Origin of the sequence: Chitiniphilus shinanonensis DSM 23277 (assembly GCF_000374805.1) — a bacterium.
In the GTDB taxonomy this organism is placed as follows: domain Bacteria; phylum Pseudomonadota; class Gammaproteobacteria; order Burkholderiales; family Chitinibacteraceae; genus Chitiniphilus; species Chitiniphilus shinanonensis.
The window spans coordinates 54,250-74,140 of sequence record NZ_KB895340.1; the positions used below are offsets into that span (position 1 = coordinate 54,250).

The 19,891-nt window shown below is 65.5% G+C and carries 19 protein-coding genes; 11 read left to right on the forward strand and 8 right to left on the reverse strand.

The window, feature by feature from the left end:
- Position 1 precedes the first annotated feature (1 nt).
- From sdhA to C556_RS0108410, 4 genes are all read right to left on the reverse strand, one after another.
- Positions 2-1,774 (reverse strand): succinate dehydrogenase flavoprotein subunit, encoded by a 1,773-nt coding sequence (gene sdhA, locus C556_RS0108395; RefSeq protein WP_026262923.1) that lies wholly within the window; start codon positions 1,772-1,774, stop codon positions 2-4.
- Positions 1,774-2,121 (reverse strand): succinate dehydrogenase, hydrophobic membrane anchor protein, encoded by a 348-nt coding sequence (sdhD, locus tag C556_RS0108400; RefSeq protein WP_018747797.1) that lies wholly within the window; start codon positions 2,119-2,121, stop codon positions 1,774-1,776. Before sdhD ends, sdhA begins: the two co-directional genes overlap by 1 nt.
- Positions 2,115-2,489, reverse strand: a complete 375-nt coding sequence (sdhC, locus tag C556_RS0108405) for a succinate dehydrogenase, cytochrome b556 subunit (RefSeq protein WP_018747798.1) — start codon at positions 2,487-2,489, stop codon at positions 2,115-2,117. The genes sdhD and sdhC overlap by 7 nt, the downstream gene beginning before the upstream one ends.
- Before the next feature lie 142 nt (positions 2,490-2,631).
- Positions 2,632-3,357 carry a GntR family transcriptional regulator gene (locus C556_RS0108410; RefSeq protein ID WP_018747799.1) on the reverse strand — a complete coding sequence of 242 codons (726 nt, stop codon included), beginning with the start codon at positions 3,355-3,357 and terminating at the stop codon, positions 2,632-2,634.
- 235 nt (positions 3,358-3,592) lie between these two features.
- Between C556_RS0108410 and C556_RS0108415 the strand changes: the two genes are divergently transcribed.
- The 6 genes from C556_RS0108415 (at position 3,593) to C556_RS19810 (ending at position 12,027) form a co-directional block, all read left to right on the forward strand.
- Positions 3,593-4,570 (forward strand): malate dehydrogenase, encoded by a 978-nt coding sequence (locus tag C556_RS0108415; RefSeq protein WP_018747800.1) that lies wholly within the window; start codon positions 3,593-3,595, stop codon positions 4,568-4,570.
- 348 nt (positions 4,571-4,918) lie between these two features.
- Positions 4,919-7,192, forward strand: coding sequence for a formate C-acetyltransferase (gene pflB / locus C556_RS0108420; RefSeq protein ID WP_040430824.1), 2,274 nt, complete (start codon positions 4,919-4,921; stop codon positions 7,190-7,192).
- A gap of 117 nt (positions 7,193-7,309) precedes the next feature.
- A complete protein-coding gene (gene pflA / locus C556_RS0108425) occupies positions 7,310-8,113 on the forward strand; it encodes a pyruvate formate-lyase-activating protein (RefSeq protein ID WP_018747802.1) in 804 nt (267 codons plus the stop codon).
- Positions 8,114-8,217: 104 nt separating this feature from the next.
- On the forward strand, positions 8,218-9,453 hold the full coding sequence (locus tag C556_RS0108430; protein WP_018747803.1) for a lipoprotein-releasing ABC transporter permease subunit: 1,236 nt from the start codon (positions 8,218-8,220) through the stop codon (positions 9,451-9,453).
- On the forward strand, positions 9,446-10,141 hold the full coding sequence (gene lolD / locus C556_RS0108435; RefSeq protein ID WP_018747804.1) for a lipoprotein-releasing ABC transporter ATP-binding protein LolD: 696 nt from the start codon (positions 9,446-9,448) through the stop codon (positions 10,139-10,141). The genes C556_RS0108430 and lolD overlap by 8 nt, the downstream gene beginning before the upstream one ends.
- Before the next feature lie 278 nt (positions 10,142-10,419).
- The gene (locus C556_RS19810) at positions 10,420-12,027 is read left to right on the forward strand and encodes a DEAD/DEAH box helicase (RefSeq protein WP_018747805.1); all 1,608 of its coding nucleotides are present in this window, start codon (positions 10,420-10,422) and stop codon (positions 12,025-12,027) included.
- Between the two features lie 139 nt (positions 12,028-12,166).
- Here the strand turns inward: C556_RS19810 and C556_RS0108445 are convergent, their stop codons facing one another.
- Positions 12,167-12,505, reverse strand: a complete 339-nt coding sequence (locus C556_RS0108445) for a YkgJ family cysteine cluster protein (RefSeq protein ID WP_018747806.1) — start codon at positions 12,503-12,505, stop codon at positions 12,167-12,169.
- Between the two features lie 114 nt (positions 12,506-12,619).
- Between C556_RS0108445 and C556_RS0108450 the strand changes: the two genes are divergently transcribed.
- From C556_RS0108450 to C556_RS0108460, 3 genes are all read left to right on the forward strand, one after another.
- Positions 12,620-13,114 (forward strand): GNAT family N-acetyltransferase, encoded by a 495-nt coding sequence (locus C556_RS0108450; protein ID WP_018747807.1) that lies wholly within the window; start codon positions 12,620-12,622, stop codon positions 13,112-13,114.
- A 75-nt stretch (positions 13,115-13,189) separates the two neighbouring features.
- On the forward strand, positions 13,190-13,567 hold the full coding sequence (gene rnk, locus C556_RS0108455) for a nucleoside diphosphate kinase regulator (RefSeq protein ID WP_018747808.1): 378 nt from the start codon (positions 13,190-13,192) through the stop codon (positions 13,565-13,567).
- Positions 13,568-13,644: 77 nt separating this feature from the next.
- Entirely contained in the window at positions 13,645-14,823 is a 1,179-nt protein-coding gene (locus tag C556_RS0108460; RefSeq protein ID WP_018747809.1) for a DUF2863 family protein, read from the forward strand.
- 57 nt (positions 14,824-14,880) lie between these two features.
- Here C556_RS0108460 and C556_RS0108465 read toward each other — a convergent pair whose 3' ends face one another.
- Positions 14,881-16,038 (reverse strand): aminotransferase-like domain-containing protein, encoded by a 1,158-nt coding sequence (locus tag C556_RS0108465; protein WP_018747810.1) that lies wholly within the window; start codon positions 16,036-16,038, stop codon positions 14,881-14,883.
- 321 nt (positions 16,039-16,359) lie between these two features.
- Between C556_RS0108465 and C556_RS19815 the strand changes: the two genes are divergently transcribed.
- Positions 16,360-16,845: a MarR family winged helix-turn-helix transcriptional regulator gene (locus C556_RS19815; protein ID WP_040430827.1), complete on the forward strand. Its 486-nt coding sequence runs from the start codon at positions 16,360-16,362 to the stop codon at positions 16,843-16,845.
- Between the two features lie 68 nt (positions 16,846-16,913).
- Positions 16,914-17,861 carry a dihydroorotate oxidase gene (locus tag C556_RS0108475; RefSeq protein WP_040430830.1) on the forward strand — a complete coding sequence of 316 codons (948 nt, stop codon included), beginning with the start codon at positions 16,914-16,916 and terminating at the stop codon, positions 17,859-17,861.
- 62 nt (positions 17,862-17,923) lie between these two features.
- Here C556_RS0108475 and C556_RS0108480 read toward each other — a convergent pair whose 3' ends face one another.
- Positions 17,924-18,547, reverse strand: coding sequence for a DNA-3-methyladenine glycosylase family protein (locus C556_RS0108480; RefSeq protein WP_018747813.1), 624 nt, complete (start codon positions 18,545-18,547; stop codon positions 17,924-17,926).
- Complete coding sequence (gene pmbA, locus C556_RS0108485) at positions 18,547-19,878, reverse strand: metalloprotease PmbA (protein WP_018747814.1); 1,332 nt, start codon at positions 19,876-19,878, stop codon at positions 18,547-18,549. Before pmbA ends, C556_RS0108480 begins: the two co-directional genes overlap by 1 nt.
- Positions 19,879-19,891: the final 13 nt, after the last annotated feature.

Sequence of the window (19,891 nt, forward strand, 5' to 3'; positions counted from 1 at the left end):
CTCAGTAGGAGCGGGTCTTGAGCGCGATGGTCTCGACCGTCAGCGGCTTGAGATTCACCGGCTTGTATTCCAGGCGGTTGGCGTCGCGGAACCACAGCGTGTGCTTGAGCCAGTTCTGGTCGTCGCGGCCGTTGGGATGCTCCGGTGTGTCGGCGGCATCGTCGCGGACATGCGCGCCGCGCGACTCGGTGCGGGCCTCGGCCGAGATCATGGTGGCCTTGGCCACTTCGATCAGGTTCTCCAGCTCCAGCGCTTCCAGGCGCGCGGTGTTGAAGGTCTTGGACTTGTCGGCGATCTCGATGGTCTTGACCATCGATTCGACCTCCAGGATCTTCTCCACGCCTTCCTTGAGCATGTCCTTGAAGCGGAACACGCCGCAGTGGTTCTGCATGGTGCGCTGCATGGCGGCGCGCGCGGTCTCCACCGGCGTGCCGTTCTGCTGGCCATCCAGGCGCGCGACGCGGGCCAGCGAGCGATCGACGTCGGCGGTGGCCAGCGGCGGCAGATCCTTGGGTGCGGCCTTGATGAACTCGATCATCGAGTTGCCCGAGCTCTTGCCGAACACCAGCAGGTCGAGCAGCGAGTTGGTACCCAGGCGGTTGGCGCCGTGCACCGAGGCACAGGCCACCTCGCCGGCGGCGTAGAAGCCCGACACCACCTGGTCGTGGACCACCACTTCACCGCGGTAGTTGGTCGGGATGCCGCCCATCTGGTAGTGGCAGGTGGGCACCACGGGGATCGGCGCCTTGATCGGATCGACGCCGGCGAACTTGATCGAGATCTCGCGGATGCCCGGCAGCTTGGACTTGATGACTTCCGGATCCAGGTGAGTGATGTCGAGCAGCACGTGATCCTTGTTGGGACCGCAGCCGCGGCCTTCGTTGATCTCGGTAACCATGGCGCGCGACACCACGTCGCGGCTGGCCAGATCCTTGGCGTTGGGCGCGTAGCGCTCCATGAAGCGCTCGCCGGCGCTGTTGCGCAGGATGCCGCCCTCGCCGCGCACGCCTTCGGTGATCAGCACACCGGCACCGGCCACGCCGGTGGGGTGGAACTGCCAGAATTCCATGTCTTCCAGCGGAATGCCGGCCCGCGCCGCCATGCCCAGGCCATCGCCGGTATTGATGAAGGCGTTGGTGGACGAGGCGAAGATGCGGCCGGCACCGCCGGTGGCGAACAACGTGGCTTTGGCCTGGAACACGTAGACCTCGGAGGTCTCCATTTCCATCGCCACCACGCCCTGGACATTGCCCTGCTCGTCGCGCACCAGATCCAGCGCCATCCATTCGACGAAGAACTGGGTGTTGGCGCGCACGTTACGCTGGTACAGCGCGTGCAGCATGGCGTGGCCGGTCCGGTCGGCGGCGGCGCACGCACGGCGCACCGGCTTCTCGCCGAAATTGGACATGTGGCCGCCGAACGGACGCTGGTAGATGGTGCCGTCGGCGTTGCGGTCGAACGGCATGCCGAAGTGTTCCAGCTCGACCACGACGTTCGGTGCCTCGCGGCACATGAATTCGATGGCGTCCTGGTCGCCCAGCCAGTCCGACCCCTTCACGGTGTCGTACATGTGCCAGTGCCAGTGGTCCGGCTCGGAGTTGCCCAGCGAGGCGGACACGCCGCCCTGGGCCGCCACGGTATGCGAACGGGTGGGAAACACCTTGGACAGCACCGCGGTCTTGAGGCCGGCTTCCGACAATTGCAGCGCCGCACGCAGACCGGCACCGCCCGCACCGACGATCACCGCATCGAATTTACGAACAGGAACCGCCATCACGCACCCCACACAACATGAATCGAATAGATAAAGCTGGCGACCAGCCACAGGATGGTCAGCACGTGCAGCGTCAGGCGGATGCCCACCGGCTGGACGTAATCCATCCAGATGTCGCGGATGCCGACCCAGGCGTGCCACAGCAGCGCCACCACGGTGACGGTGGTCAGCACCTTCACCCAGGTACAGGCGAACAGTTGCTGCCAGGCTTCGTAGCTGGCCCCGGAGGCCAGCAGCAGGAAGGCGACGATGCCGATCGCGTAGACCAGCATGATGACGGCGGTGACGCGCTGCACCAGCCAATCGCGCAGGCCATAGTGCGCGCCGACGACTTGACGATTTACCATGCCACCACCCCGATCACAGCAGTCAGAACCAGGCTCACGGCCAGCACCAGCTTGGCGGTCAACCGTGCGGTCGGCAGGTCGACGCCCTTGTGGATGTCCATGAACAGAAAGCGGATGCCGGCACAGGCGTGATGCAGGAATGCCCACAGCACCACCAGCAGGGCCAGCTTGATCAGCGGATGGGCGATACAGGCGCGGAACGCGTCGAAGCGTTCCGCGGAGGACAGCGTGCCCGCCAGGGCATACAGCACGAAGGGAATGGCCAAGGCCAAGAGAGCGCCACTGATCCGGTGCAACCCGGAAACGATGGCGGGCACCGGAAACTTGATGTTCCACAGTTCCAGGTGCTTGGGGCGTGTTTTGCTCATACGCGCTTCCTTATCACTACGGTCTTCGCCAAGCCGAAGCGGCCGGCCCTTCTTCGCCCAACCCGCTGAGGCGGGCCGGATAAATCCGAAATCTTAACAAACCTTGCGAGGCCGCCGCACACTGCGCCGATCCCCATTGGCGTCATCCCGTACCGCCAGGCGGCGGCTCGAACGCCACCTGCTCGGTGCGGATCCAGGCCACGCTCCACATCTGCGGGCGCCCCTCGAAATCCCGCGCCAGCCGCACCAGTTGCAGCAGTGGCTCGTTCAGCTCCACCTGCAACAACTTGGCCTCCGCCGCGCTCGCCCCGACCGCGCGCAGGCGCAGATCGCCATCCTTCAGGCGCACGCCGAAGTCCAGCCAGCACAGCGCGCGCAGGTTGCACTTCAGTTCGCGGATACGCCGCACGTCCAGCACCGGGAACTGCGCCTCGGGCAGCAGCATCTCCTCCAGCCCGATCAGGCGCCCCTGCAGGCGGATCAACCGTCGCACCTGCCACAGCGTCGCGCCACGGCGCAGCCCCAGCATCTCCGCCAGCGCCTCGCCCGCATGGATCTTCACGCAGCCCAGCAGCTCGAAGCTCGGCGCCATCGATCCATCGCCGGTCAGCGACGAAAACCCCGCTTCCGCGAGATAATCGCGCACGCCGGTGACAAACGTGCCGACGCCCTGCCTGCGCTGCAACACATCCTCGACCACCAACTCGTCCAATGCCTTGCGCACCGTTCCCTGGCTCACGCCGAAACGCGCGCCGAGATCGATCTCGCTGGGCAATGCTTCGTCTTCCCGCCAGGTGCCCGCCTGGATCTCGGCAAGCACTTCTCGCATCACTTGGCGGTAGAGCGGCAACTGGGAGAGTTTGGCCATGTGGGCGCCATTAGAGCATGTTGCGCAGGGGGAGTCCACTACAGTCTTATATAAGACAAAAGACATACAGCGAAACCCCGCCAAACGGCGCCCCGCCCTCTTACATTCAGCGGCTCGCGTGATAAACTGCGCCCGCACTGCACCACCTCGAATCTCGCGCAGGGCCATTCGAGTGCGTCCTGCCGTAGTCGTCCCGGGCGTGACAACGCCACACGTACAAACTCGGAGTTACACAATGAAGAAACCTGTTCGCGTCGCCGTCACGGGTGCCGCCGGCCAGATTGGCTACAGCCTGCTGTTCCGTATCGCATCCGGCGCCATGCTCGGCCCGGACCAACCGGTCATCCTCCAACTCCTGGATATCACCCCCAGCCTGCCCGCCCTGAACGGCGTAGTGATGGAACTGGACGACTGTGCCTTCCCGCTGCTGGCCGGCATCGTGCAGACCGACGACCCGAAAGTGGCCTTCAAGGACGCTGACATCGCCCTGCTGGTCGGCGCCCGTCCGCGTGGCCCGGGCATGGAACGCAAGGACCTGCTGGAAGCCAATGGCGCCATCTTCACCACCCAGGGCAAGGCGCTGAACGAAGTGGCCAGCCGTGACGTGAAGGTGCTGGTGGTGGGCAACCCGGCCAACACCAACGCCTACATCGCCATGAAGAATGCACCGGACCTGAACCCGGCCAACTTCACCGCCATGATGCGCCTGGACCACAACCGCGCCCTGACCCAGGTTGCCCAGAAGACCGGCACCACCATCGCCGACGTGAAGAAGCTCACCGTCTGGGGCAACCACTCCTCGACCCAGTACCCGGATATCTTCCACGCCGAGGTAAAGAGCCAGAACGCAGCCCAGCTGATCAACAACCAGCAATGGCTGGAGTCGGAATTCATCCCGACCGTGCAACAACGCGGCGCCGCCATCATCAAGGCGCGCGGCCTGTCGTCCGCGGCCTCGGCCGCCAACGCCGCCATCGACCACATCCGCAACTGGGTGCTGGGCACGCCGGAAGGCGATTGGGTCACCATGGGCGTGCCGGCCAACGGCGAATACGGTTACAGCGACCTGATCTACGGCTACCCGGTCACCTGCAAGGACGGCAAGTACACCATCGTCCAGGGCCTGGAAATCAGCGAATTCAGCCGCTCCCGCATGGATGCCAGCGCCAAGGAGCTTTCCGAAGAGCGCGACGCCATCAAGCATCTGCTGTAATTTGCCGCGCGGACAGCCACGCCGCGCCAGCAAGAAAGCAAAAAGCCGCGAAGCGATTCGCGGCTTTTTTATCGGGCGTCAAAAAAGAAGAAATGCATGGATCGGGCGCAACCCATAGCTATTTTCACTCGCCCAAAGGGCAAAGAGTATACCGATGCCACCGAGCGGATAAATTGACTTGGCTCAACACCCCGTGAAATAGCTAGACCTATGATTTGCGTAGAAATTTGGGCGGATGACAAGCGAGTCGAGTGCTAAGCTCTTTTGCATCCCATTTGCAGTTCAGGGCAGTTTCAACCGAGGCTGCTTTGCGATCATCCCACGCATAATCCCACGAGGAGCATCACCATGAACGCACCGGAAACCCGTATGGGCGAGCAAGAACAACAGCTGGAAGCCTGGCGCGGCTTCAAGAGCGGCGAATGGCAGGACAAGGTCGCGGTCCGCGACTTCATCCAGCTCAATTACACTCCCTATACCGGTGACGACCAATTCCTGGCCCAAGCCACCGAACGCACCAAGGCTCTCTGGGACAAGCTGTCCGACCTGCTTGCACAGGAGCGCCAATCCCCCGGTCAGGTGCTCGATGTGGCCGCCGACCGCGGTACCCGCATCAATGCCTTCGGCCCCGGCTACATCGACAAGAGCCTGGAAAAGATCGTCGGCGTTCAGACCGATGCCCCGCTCAAGCGCGCCATCTTCCCGAACACCGGCCTGCGCATGGTCGAATCCTCGCTGGAAGAAATCGGCCGCACCCTCGACCCCAAGGTCGAAGAAATCTATCGCCTCTATCGTAAGGATCACAACTCCGGGGTGTTCGACGTTTACAACCCGCTGATCCGTGCCTGCCGCTCCTCCGGCGTCATCACCGGCCTGCCCGATGCCTATGGCCGCGGCCGCATCATCGGCGACTATCGCCGCGTGGCCCTGTATGGCATCGATGCGCTGATCAAATTCAAGAATGCCGAAAAGGCGGAAACCGACGATCTCGACTTCACCGAGGACGTCATCCGCCTGCGCGAAGAACTCTCCGAACAAGTGCGCGCCCTGGGCGAGCTCAAGGAAATGGCCGCCAGCTACGGCTTCGACATCGGCCGCCCCGCCGCCACCGCGCAGGAAGCCATCCAGTGGACCTACTTCGGCTACCTGGCCGCCGTGAAGGAACAGAACGGCGCCGCCATGTCGATCGGTCGGATCTCCACCTTCCTCGACGTCTACGTCGAGCGTGACCTGCAGGAAGGCCGGATCACCGAATCCGAAGCCCAGGAAATGGTCGACGACCTGGTGATCAAGCTGCGGATCGTCCGTTTCCTGCGCACCGAGGAATACAACAACCTGTATTCGGGCGACCCGACCTGGGTCACCGAATCCATCGCCGGCATGGGCAAGGATGGCCGCACGCTGGTCACCAAGAACAGCTTCCGCTTCCTGAACACCCTGTTCAACCTGGGCCCGGCGCCGGAACCCAACCTGACCGTACTCTGGTCCACCGAACTGCCCAAGGGCTTCAAGGATTTCGCCGCCAAGGTTTCGATCGAGACCAGTTCCATCCAGTACGAATCCGACGACGCGATGCGTCCGCACTGGGGCGACGACTACGGTATCGCCTGCTGCGTGTCGGCAATGGAAATCGGCAAGCAGATGCAGTTCTTCGGCGCCCGCTGCAACCTGGCCAAGGCCATGCTGTATGCCATCAACGGCGGCGTCGACGAGAAGAGCGGCAAGCTGGTGGTGCCGGGCTTCGAACCGATCAAGTCCGAGTACCTGGACTACGAGGAAGTCAACGCCAAGTTCGACAAGATGATGGACTGGCTGGCCAAGACCTACATCAAGGCCCTGAACGCCATTCACTACATGCACGACAAGTACTCGTACGAACGCATCGAAATGGCGCTGCACGACCGTGACATCCTGCGCACCATGGCCTGCGGCATCGCCGGCCTGTCGGTGGCCGCCGATTCGCTGTCGGCTATCAAGTACGCCAAGGTGAAGACCATCCGCAACGAGCAAGGCATCGCGGTGGACTTCGAGATCGAAGGCGAATACCCGGCGTTCGGCAACAACGACGACCGCGTGGATTCGATCGCCGTCGACCTGACCGAGCGTTTCATGAACAAGGTGCGCAGCCACAAGACCTACCGCAACGCCCTGCCGACTCAGTCGATCCTGACCATCACCTCCAACGTGGTGTACGGCAAGAAGACCGGCAACACGCCGGACGGCCGCCGCGCAGGCGAACCGTTCGCTCCGGGCGCCAACCCGATGAACGGCCGCGACAGCTCGGGCTTCGTCGCAGCGGGTGCCTCGGTGGCCAAGCTGCCGTATGAAGCCGCGCTGGACGGCATCAGCTGGACGGCCTCGGCCACGCCGGACGCCCTGGGCCATACCCTGATCGACCGGGTCAACAACCTGGCCAATTGCCTGGATGGCTTCTGCGGTGCCACCGGCTTCCACATCAACGTCAACGTGCTCAACCGCGAGACGCTGCTGGATGCCATGGATCACCCGGATCGCTATCCGCAACTGACCATCCGGGTATCGGGCTACGCGGTCAACTTCATCAAGCTGACCCGTGAACAGCAACTGGACGTGATCAACCGGACGTTCCACGTCCACGCTTGATGCAACACACCGCCCCGGCGTCAACCGGGGCGGTGGCCGGCAAGCCATTTGCCGTGCAACCAGCTAAGCTGAAAACGAAGGGCGGCATCGACCGCCCTTTTTCCATCTGGAGCCAACATGAACGCCATCGCCAAACCTCTGGGCGAGATTCCACCCGCTGTCGTCGACGAAAACGGACGCATGTGCGGCTTTGTCCATTCGATTGAAACCGGCGCCGCAGTCGACGGGCCGGGCGTGCGCTTCGTCCTGTTTGTCTCCGGCTGCCAGTTCCGCTGCCTGTATTGCCATAACCCCGATACCTGGAAGCTGCACAACGGCGCCCCCCGTCCGGTGGACGACGTGGTGGCGGAGATCGGCAAGTACGCACGCTTCCTGAAGTTTGCCGGCGGACTGACCATCAGCGGTGGCGAGCCGCTGATGCAGGCGCACTTCGTGCGCGAAGTGTTCTATCGGGTGAAGAAGGAATACGGCCTGCATACCGCGCTCGATACCCAGGGTTTCCTGGCCGCCCACCTGCCGGACGACTGGTTCGACCCGGTGGATCTGGTACTGCTCGACATCAAGCACATCGACCCGGCCAAGCACGAGGCCCTGACCTCCAAGCCCCTGCAACCCACGCTGGATTTCGCCGAACGCCTGGTCGGCATGCGCAAGCACATGTGGATCCGCTATGTGCTGGTGCCGGGCTGGACCGACGACTGGCACGATGTCGAACGCCATGCCGACTACGTGAAATCGTTGTCCGACCGGGCGCCCGGCTGCGTGGAACGGGTCGAGGTGCTTCCCTTCCACAAGATGGGCGAGCCCAAATGGCAGGAGCTGGGGCTGAAGTACGAACTGGCCGACACCCCGCCGCCCAGCACCGAGCTGACTGAACGGGTGCGGGAACAATTCCGCGCGCGCGGCCTCTTCACCTGTTGAATGAGCGCCGGGGTGACAATGGAATCTTTCACCCCGGTCGGCTTCGCCTGACACCACGATGCGCGTGCTACACTCGCCGCGCCTTTGCCCATCCTCGGTCCTCCATGTACGAACTGTTGATCGGCCTGCGTTACACGCGCGCCAAACGCCGCAACGGCTTTATCTCCTTCATCTCGTTGGTTTCCATCCTCGGCATCGCGCTGGGCGTGGCGGCGCTGATCATCGTGCTGTCCGTGATGAACGGCTTTCAGGAAGAGGTACGCAACCGCATCCTGGGGATGGCGTCGCATGTGCAGGTCACCGGCCCGGACGGCACCTTGCAGCACTGGAATAGCGTCGCCGGGCCAGCTTTGAAGTTCGAGCATGTCCGGGCCGCCGCGCCGTTCGTGTCGGGCCAGGGTCTGCTCAACTACAGCGGCCAGGTGCGCGGTACGTTGATCCGAGGCATCGATCCCAAGCTGGAACCGGGGGTCTCCGAAGTCACCCGCAAGATCATCGGCGGCAGCCTCGACCACCTGAAACCCGGTCAGTTCAACATCATCCTGGGCTGGCAACTCGCCGCCGAACTCGGTGTGCAGCCCGGTGACAAGGTGACGCTGATCACCCCGCAGGGTCAGGTCACCCCCGCCGGCCTGGTACCGCGCTTTCGGCAGTTCACCGTCGCCGGCCTGTTCCGCGCCGACTATTACCCCTACGACGCCGGCCTGGGTCTGATCGAGCTGAGCGACGCGCAAAAGCTGTTCCGCACCGGCGAAGCGGTGTCGGGCATCCGCCTCAAGCTCGACGATCTGTTCAACGCGCGCCAGGTTGCGCGCAACCTGGCCGATGCCATGCCCGGCCTGCTCGCCAGCGACTGGACCCAGGAGAACCCCACCTACTTCCGCGCGGTGGAAATCGAAAAACGCATGATGTTCATCATCCTGACGCTGATCGTGGCTGTGGCCGCCTTCAACCTGGTCTCCACGCTGGTGATGGTGGTGACAGACAAGCAATCCGATATCGCCATCCTGCGCACGCTGGGCGCTTCGCCGTTGTCGATCATGAAGATCTTCGTGGTACAGGGCGCGATCTCCGGTTTCATCGGCACCCTCACCGGCGTGGTCGGCGGAGTGTTGATCGCCTTCAACCTGGACGTGATCGTCCCGGCGATCGAAAAGGTGCTCGGCTTCCATATCCTGTCGCCGGATGTCTACCTGATCACAGAACTGCCGTCGCGGGTCGAGTGGTCCGACGTCGCCGGCATCGCCGGCATTTCGCTGCTGCTGGCCCTCTTCGCCACGCTCTACCCGAGCTGGCGCGCCTCGCGCGTGAACCCGGTGGAGGCGCTGCGCTATGAGTGAACTCGTCCTGCAAGCCCAGGGCCTGGGCAAGACCTACCGCAGCGGCAAGCTGGAAACGCCGGTGCTGTCGGATATCGATTTCACGCTGGCTCCGGGCGAGACCGTGGCCATCGTCGGCGCCTCGGGTTCTGGCAAATCCACCCTGCTGCACTGCCTGGGCGCGCTGGATCAACCCACCAGCGGCAACGTCAGTCTGCTCGGCAAGGATCCGTTCCGCCTTGGCGAACAACTGCGCGGCGCGCTGCGCAATCAGCACCTGGGTTTCGTCTATCAGTTCCACCACCTGCTGCCCGAATTCAGTGCCCTGGAAAACGTGGCCATGCCACTGCTGATCCGCCGCATCAGCAAGGCCCAGGCCTTCGACGCGGCCCGCGAGATGCTGACCCGCGTCGGACTCGGCCACCGGCTGGATCACAAGCCGGGCGAGTTGTCCGGCGGCGAACGCCAACGTGCCGCCATCGCGCGCGCGCTGGTCACCCGGCCGGCCTGCGTGCTGGCGGACGAACCCACCGGCAACCTGGATCGCGGCACCGCCGACGCCGTGTTCGCGCTGATGATGGAACTCAACACCCAGCTCACCACCGCCTTCATACTGGTGACCCACGACCCCGACCTCGCGGCGCGCTGCCAGCGGACCTTGCACTTGCGCGACGGCCGCCTGGTCAGCGAGCCGGCCCCCGCGCAATAACCACTGCCAATCGGGCCGACACGGGCTCGCCGCGAGGCGGGCAACCGTGGCGTCCGCCCGCACTTTTTACGAAAAATCATAAACTTGTTGCATCGCAACGGGGATGTGTGGATAATCCGCACCTTCGTCCGGCCCAAGCAGGGTCGGTGATCAACGAGATTCATCGCCTCTAGCCTTTTCCGCGGTTTCGAGCCTGGTTCCATGCAGGCGTGTGTTGCGGTTGTTCCGGTTAGCGTCGATGCCTTGCGCCACAGGGCGCCTAACCAAGGAATGACTGCATGACTCACCCCGTCCAGGGCGAGAGCGGCTTTGCTGCGCTCGGCCTTTCCACCGAACTCATCCGTGAACTGACCAAACAAGGCATTACCGAGCCGACGCCGATCCAGGCGCAGGCGATTCCGGTGATGCAGGAAGGCCACGACCTGATGGCTTCCGCGCAGACCGGCACCGGCAAGACCGCCGCGTTCCTGCTGCCCGCCATCAACCGCCTGTCCCGCCCCGCCACCCATCATGGCAAGGGCCCGCGCATCCTGGTGCTGACCCCGACCCGCGAACTGGCCGAACAAGTGGCCAAGGTCGCCATTTCCTATGCCCGCAGCACCCAGCGCTGCAAGGTCGTCACCGTCACCGGCGGCGTGCCCTACCCGGTGCAGCACCGTGAACTCGCGCTGCCGCTGGAAGTGCTGGTCGCCACCCCGGGTCGCCTGACCGACCTGATGCGCTCCGGGCGCATCGATTTCCGCCGCCTGGAACTGCTGGTGCTCGACGAAGCCGACCGCATGCTCGACATGGGCTTCATCGACGAAGTGGAAGCCATCGTCGCCCAACTGCCGCAAAACCGGCAGACCGCGCTGTTCTCGGCCACCCTGTCGGAAGCCGTGCAACGCTTTGCCGCGCCGATGCTGAAGGACCCGCGCAAGGTCGAACTGGCGCCGCAAGGCCTGCCCACCGCCAACGTGCAGCAAGCCGTGCACTGGGCCGACGGCTACGAGCACAAGCTCAAGCTGACCGCCAAGCTGCTGCAAGCCGCACCGGAAACCCAATCCATCGTCTTCGTCGCCACCAAGGCCGACGCCGACAGCATCGCCGACTGGCTGCGCCTGGAAGGCATCCGCGCCGACGCCATGCACGGCGACCTGCAACAGCGCGTACGCCGCAAGGTGCTCGACCGTCTGCGCCGCAGCGAGATCGATGTACTGGTCGCCACCGACGTGGCCGCTCGCGGCATCGACGTGGCCGGCATCGGCCAGGTGCTGAACTTCGACCTGCCCAAGTTCGCCGAGGACTATATCCACCGCATCGGCCGCACCGGCCGCGCCGGTCGCAAGGGTTCGGCGATCTCGCTGGTCACCAAGAACGACTTCGGCGCCTATACCCGCATCAGCCGTCGCTACGAAGTCCAGTTCGAGCAGATGGAACTGGAAGGGCTGGAGGCGCGCTTCCGTCCGGGCCAGGGCCGCCCGCAAGGCGACCGCGGTGCCCGCAAGCCGGGTGGCTACGCCGGCAACAAGCCGCGTACCGGCCAGGGAGGCGGTGGCTGGAAGGGCCGCGACCACGAGCATCGTGCGCCGCGTACCGACCGTCCCCACACCCACACCGAGGGTGGCGAGCGTCAGTTCGAACGCGCCCCGCGCGAAGGCTTCCAGCAGCGCGGCTACGAGGATCGCCAGCACAAGTCGTATGGCCATCAGGCACGTGAAGGCCAGCCGCGCGAATTCAACCGCGACCGCGCCCCGCGCGAAGACCGCTACGCCGGCAAGAGCGGCGAAGCCCGCGGCGACAAGCCCTATGGCAAGTCGTATCGCGACGGCAACCGCGACGGTCAGCGTCGTGAGTTCCATCACGACGGCCCGCCGCGCGGCAACGGCAATCGCTATCAGGGCTGATCGGGCCTAGGGAATCGCCCCGCCGGCATGGTCGCGCGGGTCGTTCTTCCTGAAATCGGTTCCATCACGGCGCGGCAACGCGCCGTGATTGCTTTGGGGCTCGCCCCACCACACCTATGGCGCATCCCTGCCCACCGCCTCAGTCGACGACTTCCAGCGGCGGCAGGCCGTGGCGGGCCCGGGCGCGATTGCAGGCGTCGCCGAAGATGCCAAGTTGTGCCAGCGGCGCGAACTCGCGACAGGGCCCGGGCCGCTCCAGGTAGATGCCGCAACGCACCGCTACGCCGATGTCGCCGACCAGCGCCAGGCAGCGCGGTCGCGCGTAATCGGTGCCCTTGAGCCGGGCCAGCGTCGCGTTCTCGCGGTCGGCCAGCCCGTCGGGCACGCACCCGCCTTCGCTCTCCAGCTCGGAGATATCGAAGCTCACGCGGAAGGCGGCGCAACAGGCGCCACACGAAAGACAGGGGTTGTCGCTCATGGTCGGAAAACGGCCGGGCAAAGGCGGAATGGTATCCGCGCCGCGCCATTGCCGCGACCGGTGAATCCGGGCTACCCTTGATCCTTGAATCACTAGAAAGGTTGTCGAGTACCCATGCAGCTTCGTCTGCTCCAGGAATCCGATCTGGACGCCGTGATGGCGATCCAGGCCCAGTGCTACCCCGAGGCATGGTTGGAAAGCCGGGCGGTGTTCGCCCGCAAGCTCACCGTCTCGCCCGAATCCAACTGGGTGGCGGAGGATCGCGAAGGCGTGGTGGGTTATCTGTTCACCCACCCATGGCGCGGTGCGCGCCTGCCCGAGCTGGATACCGCATTGCAAGCGTTGCCGCACGACGCCGACCAGCATTTCCTGCACGACCTCGCCGTGCATCCGCGCGGCCGCGGCCGTGGCGTGGCGGCCCGACTGGTGCTGCACGCGCTGGCCTGGGGCGTTGCGCGCGGCTTGCGCGAAGCACGGCTGATCGCCGTGCTGGGCGCGGATCGCTTCTGGCACGACTTCGGCTTCACGCCGCTTGCCGTGGCACACGACCAGCTCGCCGGCTATGGCGAGCAGGCGCGCGCCATGGGACGCGTGCTCGCCCCAACCTGACCGGACCAACCGTCATCACGGAGGGCCGGCCCACACAGCCGGCCCTCTTCTTTTTCAAGCCAAGGAATCTTCTTCATGAAACCGCACATCGTTCTCGCCGAATCCGACCTGGAACGCCTGGAAACCCTGATCGGGCGGCAGACCACGCGCACCCCCGCCATCGACGCGCTGGAGGCGGAGATCGCCCGCGCCGAGGTGGTCGCCGCCGATGCGCTGCCGCCCGACGTGGTCAGCATGGGCAGCACCGCGCGCTTCCGCGACCAGGCCACCGGCCAGGAATACGCCTACACCCTGGTCTACCCCCACGAGGCCGATATCGTCGCCGGGCGCATCTCGGTGCTGGCGCCGGCCGGCAGCGCGCTACTGGGCCTAGCCGTCGGGCAGACCATCGACTGGGTCGCCCCGGACAGCCGCGTACTGCACCTGCAGGTGCTGGCGGTCAGCCACGGCTGAGCCCCGCCGGCCGACCGGGCCGGGGATGCGCGGCTACGGTACAATCGCCTTCTTCGAATCCCGAGCAGGAGCAGCGCATGATCAAGCGCAATCGACCTTCGCGCCGAGGACGCAGCACCGCCAACGAAGCGGACCTGGTGCGTCTGGCCGAAGGCATGGCCGATTCCTCCAGCAGGCTGGAGGACGGCTTCTGGGCCGCGCGCCTGTCCGCCGCCGTGGCGCGCCTGATCGCCGAGCGCGACGAAGACACCCTCAACGCGGCGCTCGACCAGCTGAGCCAGCACGATCCGGATGCCTACAACGCATTGGCCGACGCGGTGGAAGGTGCCTGCGAATCGGCGCGCATCGAGCGCAACGGCGCGGCCTGGGATGTGCTGCTGTTCACCGCGCCGGTACTGGCGTGGTCGCGTTGGCAGATTCCTTCCGAGGGCATCGGCGCCGACGCCTTGCGCAACCTGCGAGTCCAGCTGGGCGCCCATGTGTTGGCGCGCGACGTCAAGGTGGCGCTCGCCGACTACCTGTTCAGCCCCGATCAATTGCCGCGCGGCTTCGTCCCGACCGCCGAACTCACCCAGGCCCTGGCCGAGGCGGCCTTCGGCGACGGCAGCCTGAAGGTGGCGGTTCGCGAATTGCCCGAAACCAAGCAGTTCCTCTCCGACACCCGCTATCTGATCGGCGCGGCGCTGGTGCCGGCCGGCGGCGCCATCTTCCGCTGGCAGGAAGAGGACGGCGACCGCGAGGAAGCCTTCAAGCAATGGACCAAGCAAGGCGGCGCGGCACTGCAACCGCTGTTGCCCGGCTGCGCGGTAGAGCCCTGCATGCCCGGCGCTTACCACGCCGCCTGGCGCGAAGCCGACCGGGAATCGCGCGCGTATTCGTTGCGCGCCACCGTGACCTTCCTGATGCTGTCGCTCAACCTCGACGCCCGCCAGTTGCAGGCCGCCATCGCTCCCTTCGTGGGGCGGCGCCTGGAGGAATACCGCGTCGGCTTCGTCAAGGCGGGCAGCGACCAGGTACTGCACGGCGTGGTCTGGCCGCTGCTCGACGGCGAGGACGAGAACACCGACATCGTCGGCGACATCGAGGCAGTGCTGAAAGAGCTGGGCGTCACCGAGATCCGCGTGCACGAGCACGACTTCCCGCTGGATTACTGCGACGACTGCGGCTCGCCGCTGTATCCCAACCCGGACGGCGACGTGCTGCATGCCGAGCTGCCGGAGGAAGAAGCGCCGGAGCAGCCGCGGCACCTGCACTGAGCGGCTAAAGGGTCAGACAAAAGGCCGGCGTTTGTGCCGGCCTTTTGCATGGTTCCCTCAGGCGGCCAGCGCCTGGGCTCGGAGCAAACCCGCCAGTCGCGCGATGCCCTCGTCGATCCGCTCGATCGAGGCATGGCTGAAGTTGAGGCGCAGGTAGGAAGCATCGGCCTCGCCCTGGAAGAACGCCTCGCCCGGCATCAACGCCAGATCGTGGCGCAACGCCTCGCGCATCAGCGCCATGGTGTCGCGGCGCTCGGTCAGCCGCACCCAGAAGAACAGTCCGCCCGCCGGGCACGCCCACTGTGCCAGATCGCCCAGATGGCGCCGCAATGCCGCGTCCATCGCATCGCGCCGCGCGCGGTACAGCGGCAACACCGCCGCGACATGCCGGTCCAGCGTGCCGTCGGCCATCACCTGCGCCACCAGATGCTGCGACAGGCGATTGCTGTGCAGATCCGCCGCCTGCTTCAGTCGCACCAAGTGCGGCATCAGCGCCGGATGCGCCACCAGATAGCCCAGGCGCAGCCCCGGTGCCAGCGTCTTGGAAAATGACCCCTGGTACACCCATTGAGCCTGCCGCAGCCGGCCGGCGATCGGGGCGGGCGCCGGGCCGTCGTACGACAGATCGCGATAAGGATCGTCCTCGAACAACACCGCGCCGGCGCGATCGAGCACCGCGGCCACCTGATTCCGCTCCGCGTCGCCGTAGCAGTAGCCGCTGGGGTTCTGGAATGTCGGGGTCAGATAGGTCAGACGTGCCTGGCTGGCCAGGGCCTCGAAACGCGCGGGATCGACGCCCGCCCGCGGATCGACCGGCACCGGCAGGCATTGCGCGCCGAACAGACGGAACGCCTGCAACGCCGCAAGGTAAGCCGGTGCCTCGACCAGCACCGGCGTATCGCGCTCGATCATCAGCTTGGCCACCAGATCGATGCCCTGCTGCGAGCCGTTCAGGATCAACACCTGCTGCGGCGTACACGCCAGGCCCAGCGCATTGACCCGCAATGCGACCAGCTCGCGCAACACCCACTCCCCTTCGCTCTGGCCGTATTGCCAGACATCGGGCAAGGATTGCATCGCGGCGGGGCTGGGACGGAACAGGGCCTCATCGGCGGGCAGGCCGCCGGCAAAGGAGATCACTTCGGGACGCTGGGCGGCGGCGAGGATGTCGCGCACCAGGGACGAGGTCAGGCGGTCGATACGTTGGGCAAGCATGGGGCAACTCCGGCAAGGGCGAATGGAACGGTTCGCAGGCCGGTGCGGATGGTCACCGTGGTTCACGCCCAGGGCCGGAAACTGGTACGGTTTGGCCCTGCCGTCGCAAAGCCCGCGAGGGTGTGCGGTTGCGACGGGTGAATGGATGCGATAGGCGCCGCAGGCAAAATCCGGCTGGCTGCGTCACCGGGCGGCGGGCCGGAGCGAGTTCGGTTGATCGCCGTTCGGCACGTTTCGCGCAGGATCGCTTCGCTGGATTTTGTTCGCGGCTTTAAGTCAAGATACTTGCCTTATCATGCCACGCGAGATACATAAGTCAATATGGTTGATATAAATCAGCAGGACGAGCGGCTCAACGCGGCATTGGAGTTGTTCTACTACGCGTACCGCGTGTTCACGGCCCAGCCCGATGCGTTGCTGGCCGAGCGCGGCTGGGCGCGGGTCCACCATCGAGTGCTGTATTTCGTCGGCCGCGAACCCGGCCTGTCGGTCAACACCCTGATCGCCCGGCTCGGGGTCAGCAAGCAGGCGCTGCATGGCCCGTTGCGCGATCTGCAAGAGGCCGGGCTGGTGCTGGCCACGCCCTCCGCGCAGGACAAACGGGTACGCTGCCTGTCGCTGTCGGCCGCCGGCGCCGCGCTGGAGGAGGAAATCTCCAGCGGCCAGCGCGCGCTGCTGGCCGGAATATTCAGCGAGTGCGGCGTTCCCGCCGCGCAGGGCTGGCAGGCGGTGATGGGCGCCTTGGCCCAGCTGGACCACAGTGTGAACAGACGGCCCGCCGAACAGGATATCCAGCCGATTCTTTGATTACGCGCACGGCAATCCGGGGGACCGCAGCCTAAGCTTGTCCCATTCGGCAAATCTGGAGCCCCCCAATGCCCCCTAATGCCAGCCCCGATCTTGCGACCTCCTTTCTGGAGCAGCCGCTCGACAACCCGTTGATGAACGCCGCAGGCGTCTGGTGCACGCTGGCCGCGCAGCTCGACGCCCTGGTGGAAAGCAGTGCCGGCGCGCTGGTCACTAAGAGCTGCACGCTGTCGCGCCGCGATGGCAATGCCGAGCCGCGTTATCGCGCGCTGCCGCTGGGCAGCATCAATTCGATGGGTCTGCCCAACGAGGGTTATGCCTATTACCTGGACTACGCCGCCTGCCACGACTACGAACGCAAGCCGCTGTTCGTATCGGTGTCCGGCCTGTCGCTGGACGACAACCTGACCATCGTCGCCGCCTTGCGCGAGGCGGTGCTGCCGGCGTTCCTGGAATTGAACCTGTCGTGCCCCAACGTCGAAGGCAAGCCGCAGCCCGGCTACGATTTCGAGGCGATGGACCAGTTCCTGGCCGAAGTGGCCACCGCCTATCGCCGTCCCTTCGGTGTGAAGCTGCCGCCGTATTTCGACTTCGTCCATTTCGACACCGCGGCGGAGATCCTCAACCGCTACGACAACCTCGCCTTTATCACCTGCATCAATTCCATCGGCAATGGTCTGGTGATCGATACCGACAGCGAGAGCACCGTGATCCGGCCGAAGGACGGCTTCGGTGGCCTGGGCGGCGACTACGTGCTGCCGACCGCACTGGCCAACGTCAACGCCTTCTACCGTCGCTGCCCCGGCAAGACCATCATCGGTTGCGGCGGCGTGCAGACCGGCGCGCACGTGTTCCAGCATCTGCTGGCGGGCGCGACGCTGGTTCAGGTCGGCACCGCGCTGCACGAGGAAGGACCGTCGATCTTCGATCGGCTGCAACACGAGCTGCGCGAATTGATGGCCAAGAAGGGTTACTCGCGCATCGAGGAGTTTCGCGGCCGTCTCAAGACGTTGTAATCCCACGCCCTGCCCGGCAAGACGGCGGTCATCGACCGCCGTTTTTCGTGGCCGTCATCCGCTCAGTACGACACCGGCACCGGGTCCAGGCTGCGCCACAGGTACCAGGTGGCGACCGAGCGGAACGGTGCCCAGCGCTCGCCCAGCGCCACGATCTCGCGGCGCGACAGGCGCTCGCCATCGTGGTAATGCAGGGCGATGGCCTTGAGCAGGCCGATGTCGTCGAGCGGCAGCACATCCGGCCGCATCAGGTGGAAGATCAGGAACATCTCGGCGGTCCAGCGGCCGATGCCGCGGATGTCGGTCAGCTCGGCAATCACCGCCTCGTCGTCCATCGCCGCCAGCCGCGCCGAATCCAGGCGTCCCGCCACTTGGTGTCGCGCCAGGTCGAGCAGGTATTCCACCTTGCGTTGGGACAGCCCACAGGCACGCAATGCGACCAGATCGGCCCCCAGCAGCACCTCGCCTTGTAGTGGCCCGGTCAAAGCGACCAGCCGCTGCCAGATGCTGTCGGCGGCCTTCACCGAAATCTGCTGGCCGACGATGGATCGCGCCAGCGTCAGCAGCACATCGCCCCGCCCTTCCAGCGCCATGCCGGGATAACGGGCGATCAGCGCCGCCATCACCGCATCGTTGCCCGCGAGCGCGCCGCAGGCATCGTCCCAGTACGCTGGCTTGCCCAGCATCACTCGCCGGCCACCGTCATCTTGCCGATCAGGATGGAGCCGACCCGGCGGCTGCTGGAAGTGAGCACATCGTCGCCGATGCCGACGATATCGCAGAACATGTCGCGCAGGTTGCCAGCCACGGTGATCTCTTCCACCGGGTACTGGATCACGCCGTTCTCCACCCAGAAGCCGGCCGCACCCCGTGAGTAGTCGCCCGTCACCAGGTTGATGCCGTGCCCCAGCAACTCGGTCACCAGCACGCCGGTGCCCAGTTGCGCGAGCAGTGCGTCGAAGCTGGCGGTCGGCTTGACCAGCAGGTTGTGCGGGCCGCCGGCGTTGCCGGTGCTGACCATGCCCAGCTTGCGCGCGGAGTAGCTGGACAGGAAATAACCGTCGAGCACGCCGGCACGCACGATGTCGCGCCGCCGCGTGGCCACGCCCTCGGCGTCGAAGCCGCCGCTGGCCAGGCCCTTTTTCAGGAACGGGTCTTCCACGATCTCGACGCAGGGAGAGAACACCTGTGTGCCGACGCTGTCCAGCAGGAACGATGACTTGCGGTACAGGCTGGAACCGCTGACCGCCGACACCCAGTGCGACAGCAACGAACTGGCGACCGACGCCTCGAACAGCACCGGGTACTCGCCGGTCTTGCAACGCCGCGCGCCCAGCCGGCGGACGGTGCGCTCGCCGGCCTTGCGGCCGACGCTGGCCGCGGATTCCAGATCGGCCGGATCGCGCGTGGCGCTGTACCAGTAGTCACGCTGCATCGCGCCGTGCTCCTCGGCGATCACCGCGGCGGACAACGAATAACGGGTGCCGCTGCCGCCGCCGCTGAATCCCAGGCTGTTGGCATAGACCCAGCGCGAGGCATGGGTGGACAGGCTGCCGCCGTCCGAATTGCGGATGCGCGCATCGACCTCGCGCGCGGCCTGCTCGCAATCACGCGCCAGTTCGATGGCGCCCTCCACCGACAGATCCCACGGGTGGAACAGGTCGAGATCGGGAAAGACCGTGGCCAGCGCGGCCTGGTCCGGCAGGCCGGCGAACGGGTCTTCGGCGGTATAGCGGGCAATGGCCAGCGCCGCGTGCACGGTGTCCGCCAGCGCCTGCGCAGAAAAATCGGACGTGCTGGCGTGGCCCTTGCGCTGGCCCAGGTAGACGGTGACGCCCACCCCCTTGTCGCGGTTGTATTCGATGGTTTCCACCTCGCCCAGGCGCACGCTGACGTTCTGGCCGACCGATTCCGAGATCTCCACATCCGCCGCGGTGGCGCCCTGTGTCCTGGCCTGATCGAGGACTTGCGCGGCGAGCTGCTGCAATTGCGATTCGCTGAAGGAGAAATCGGACACGGGAATTCCTTGG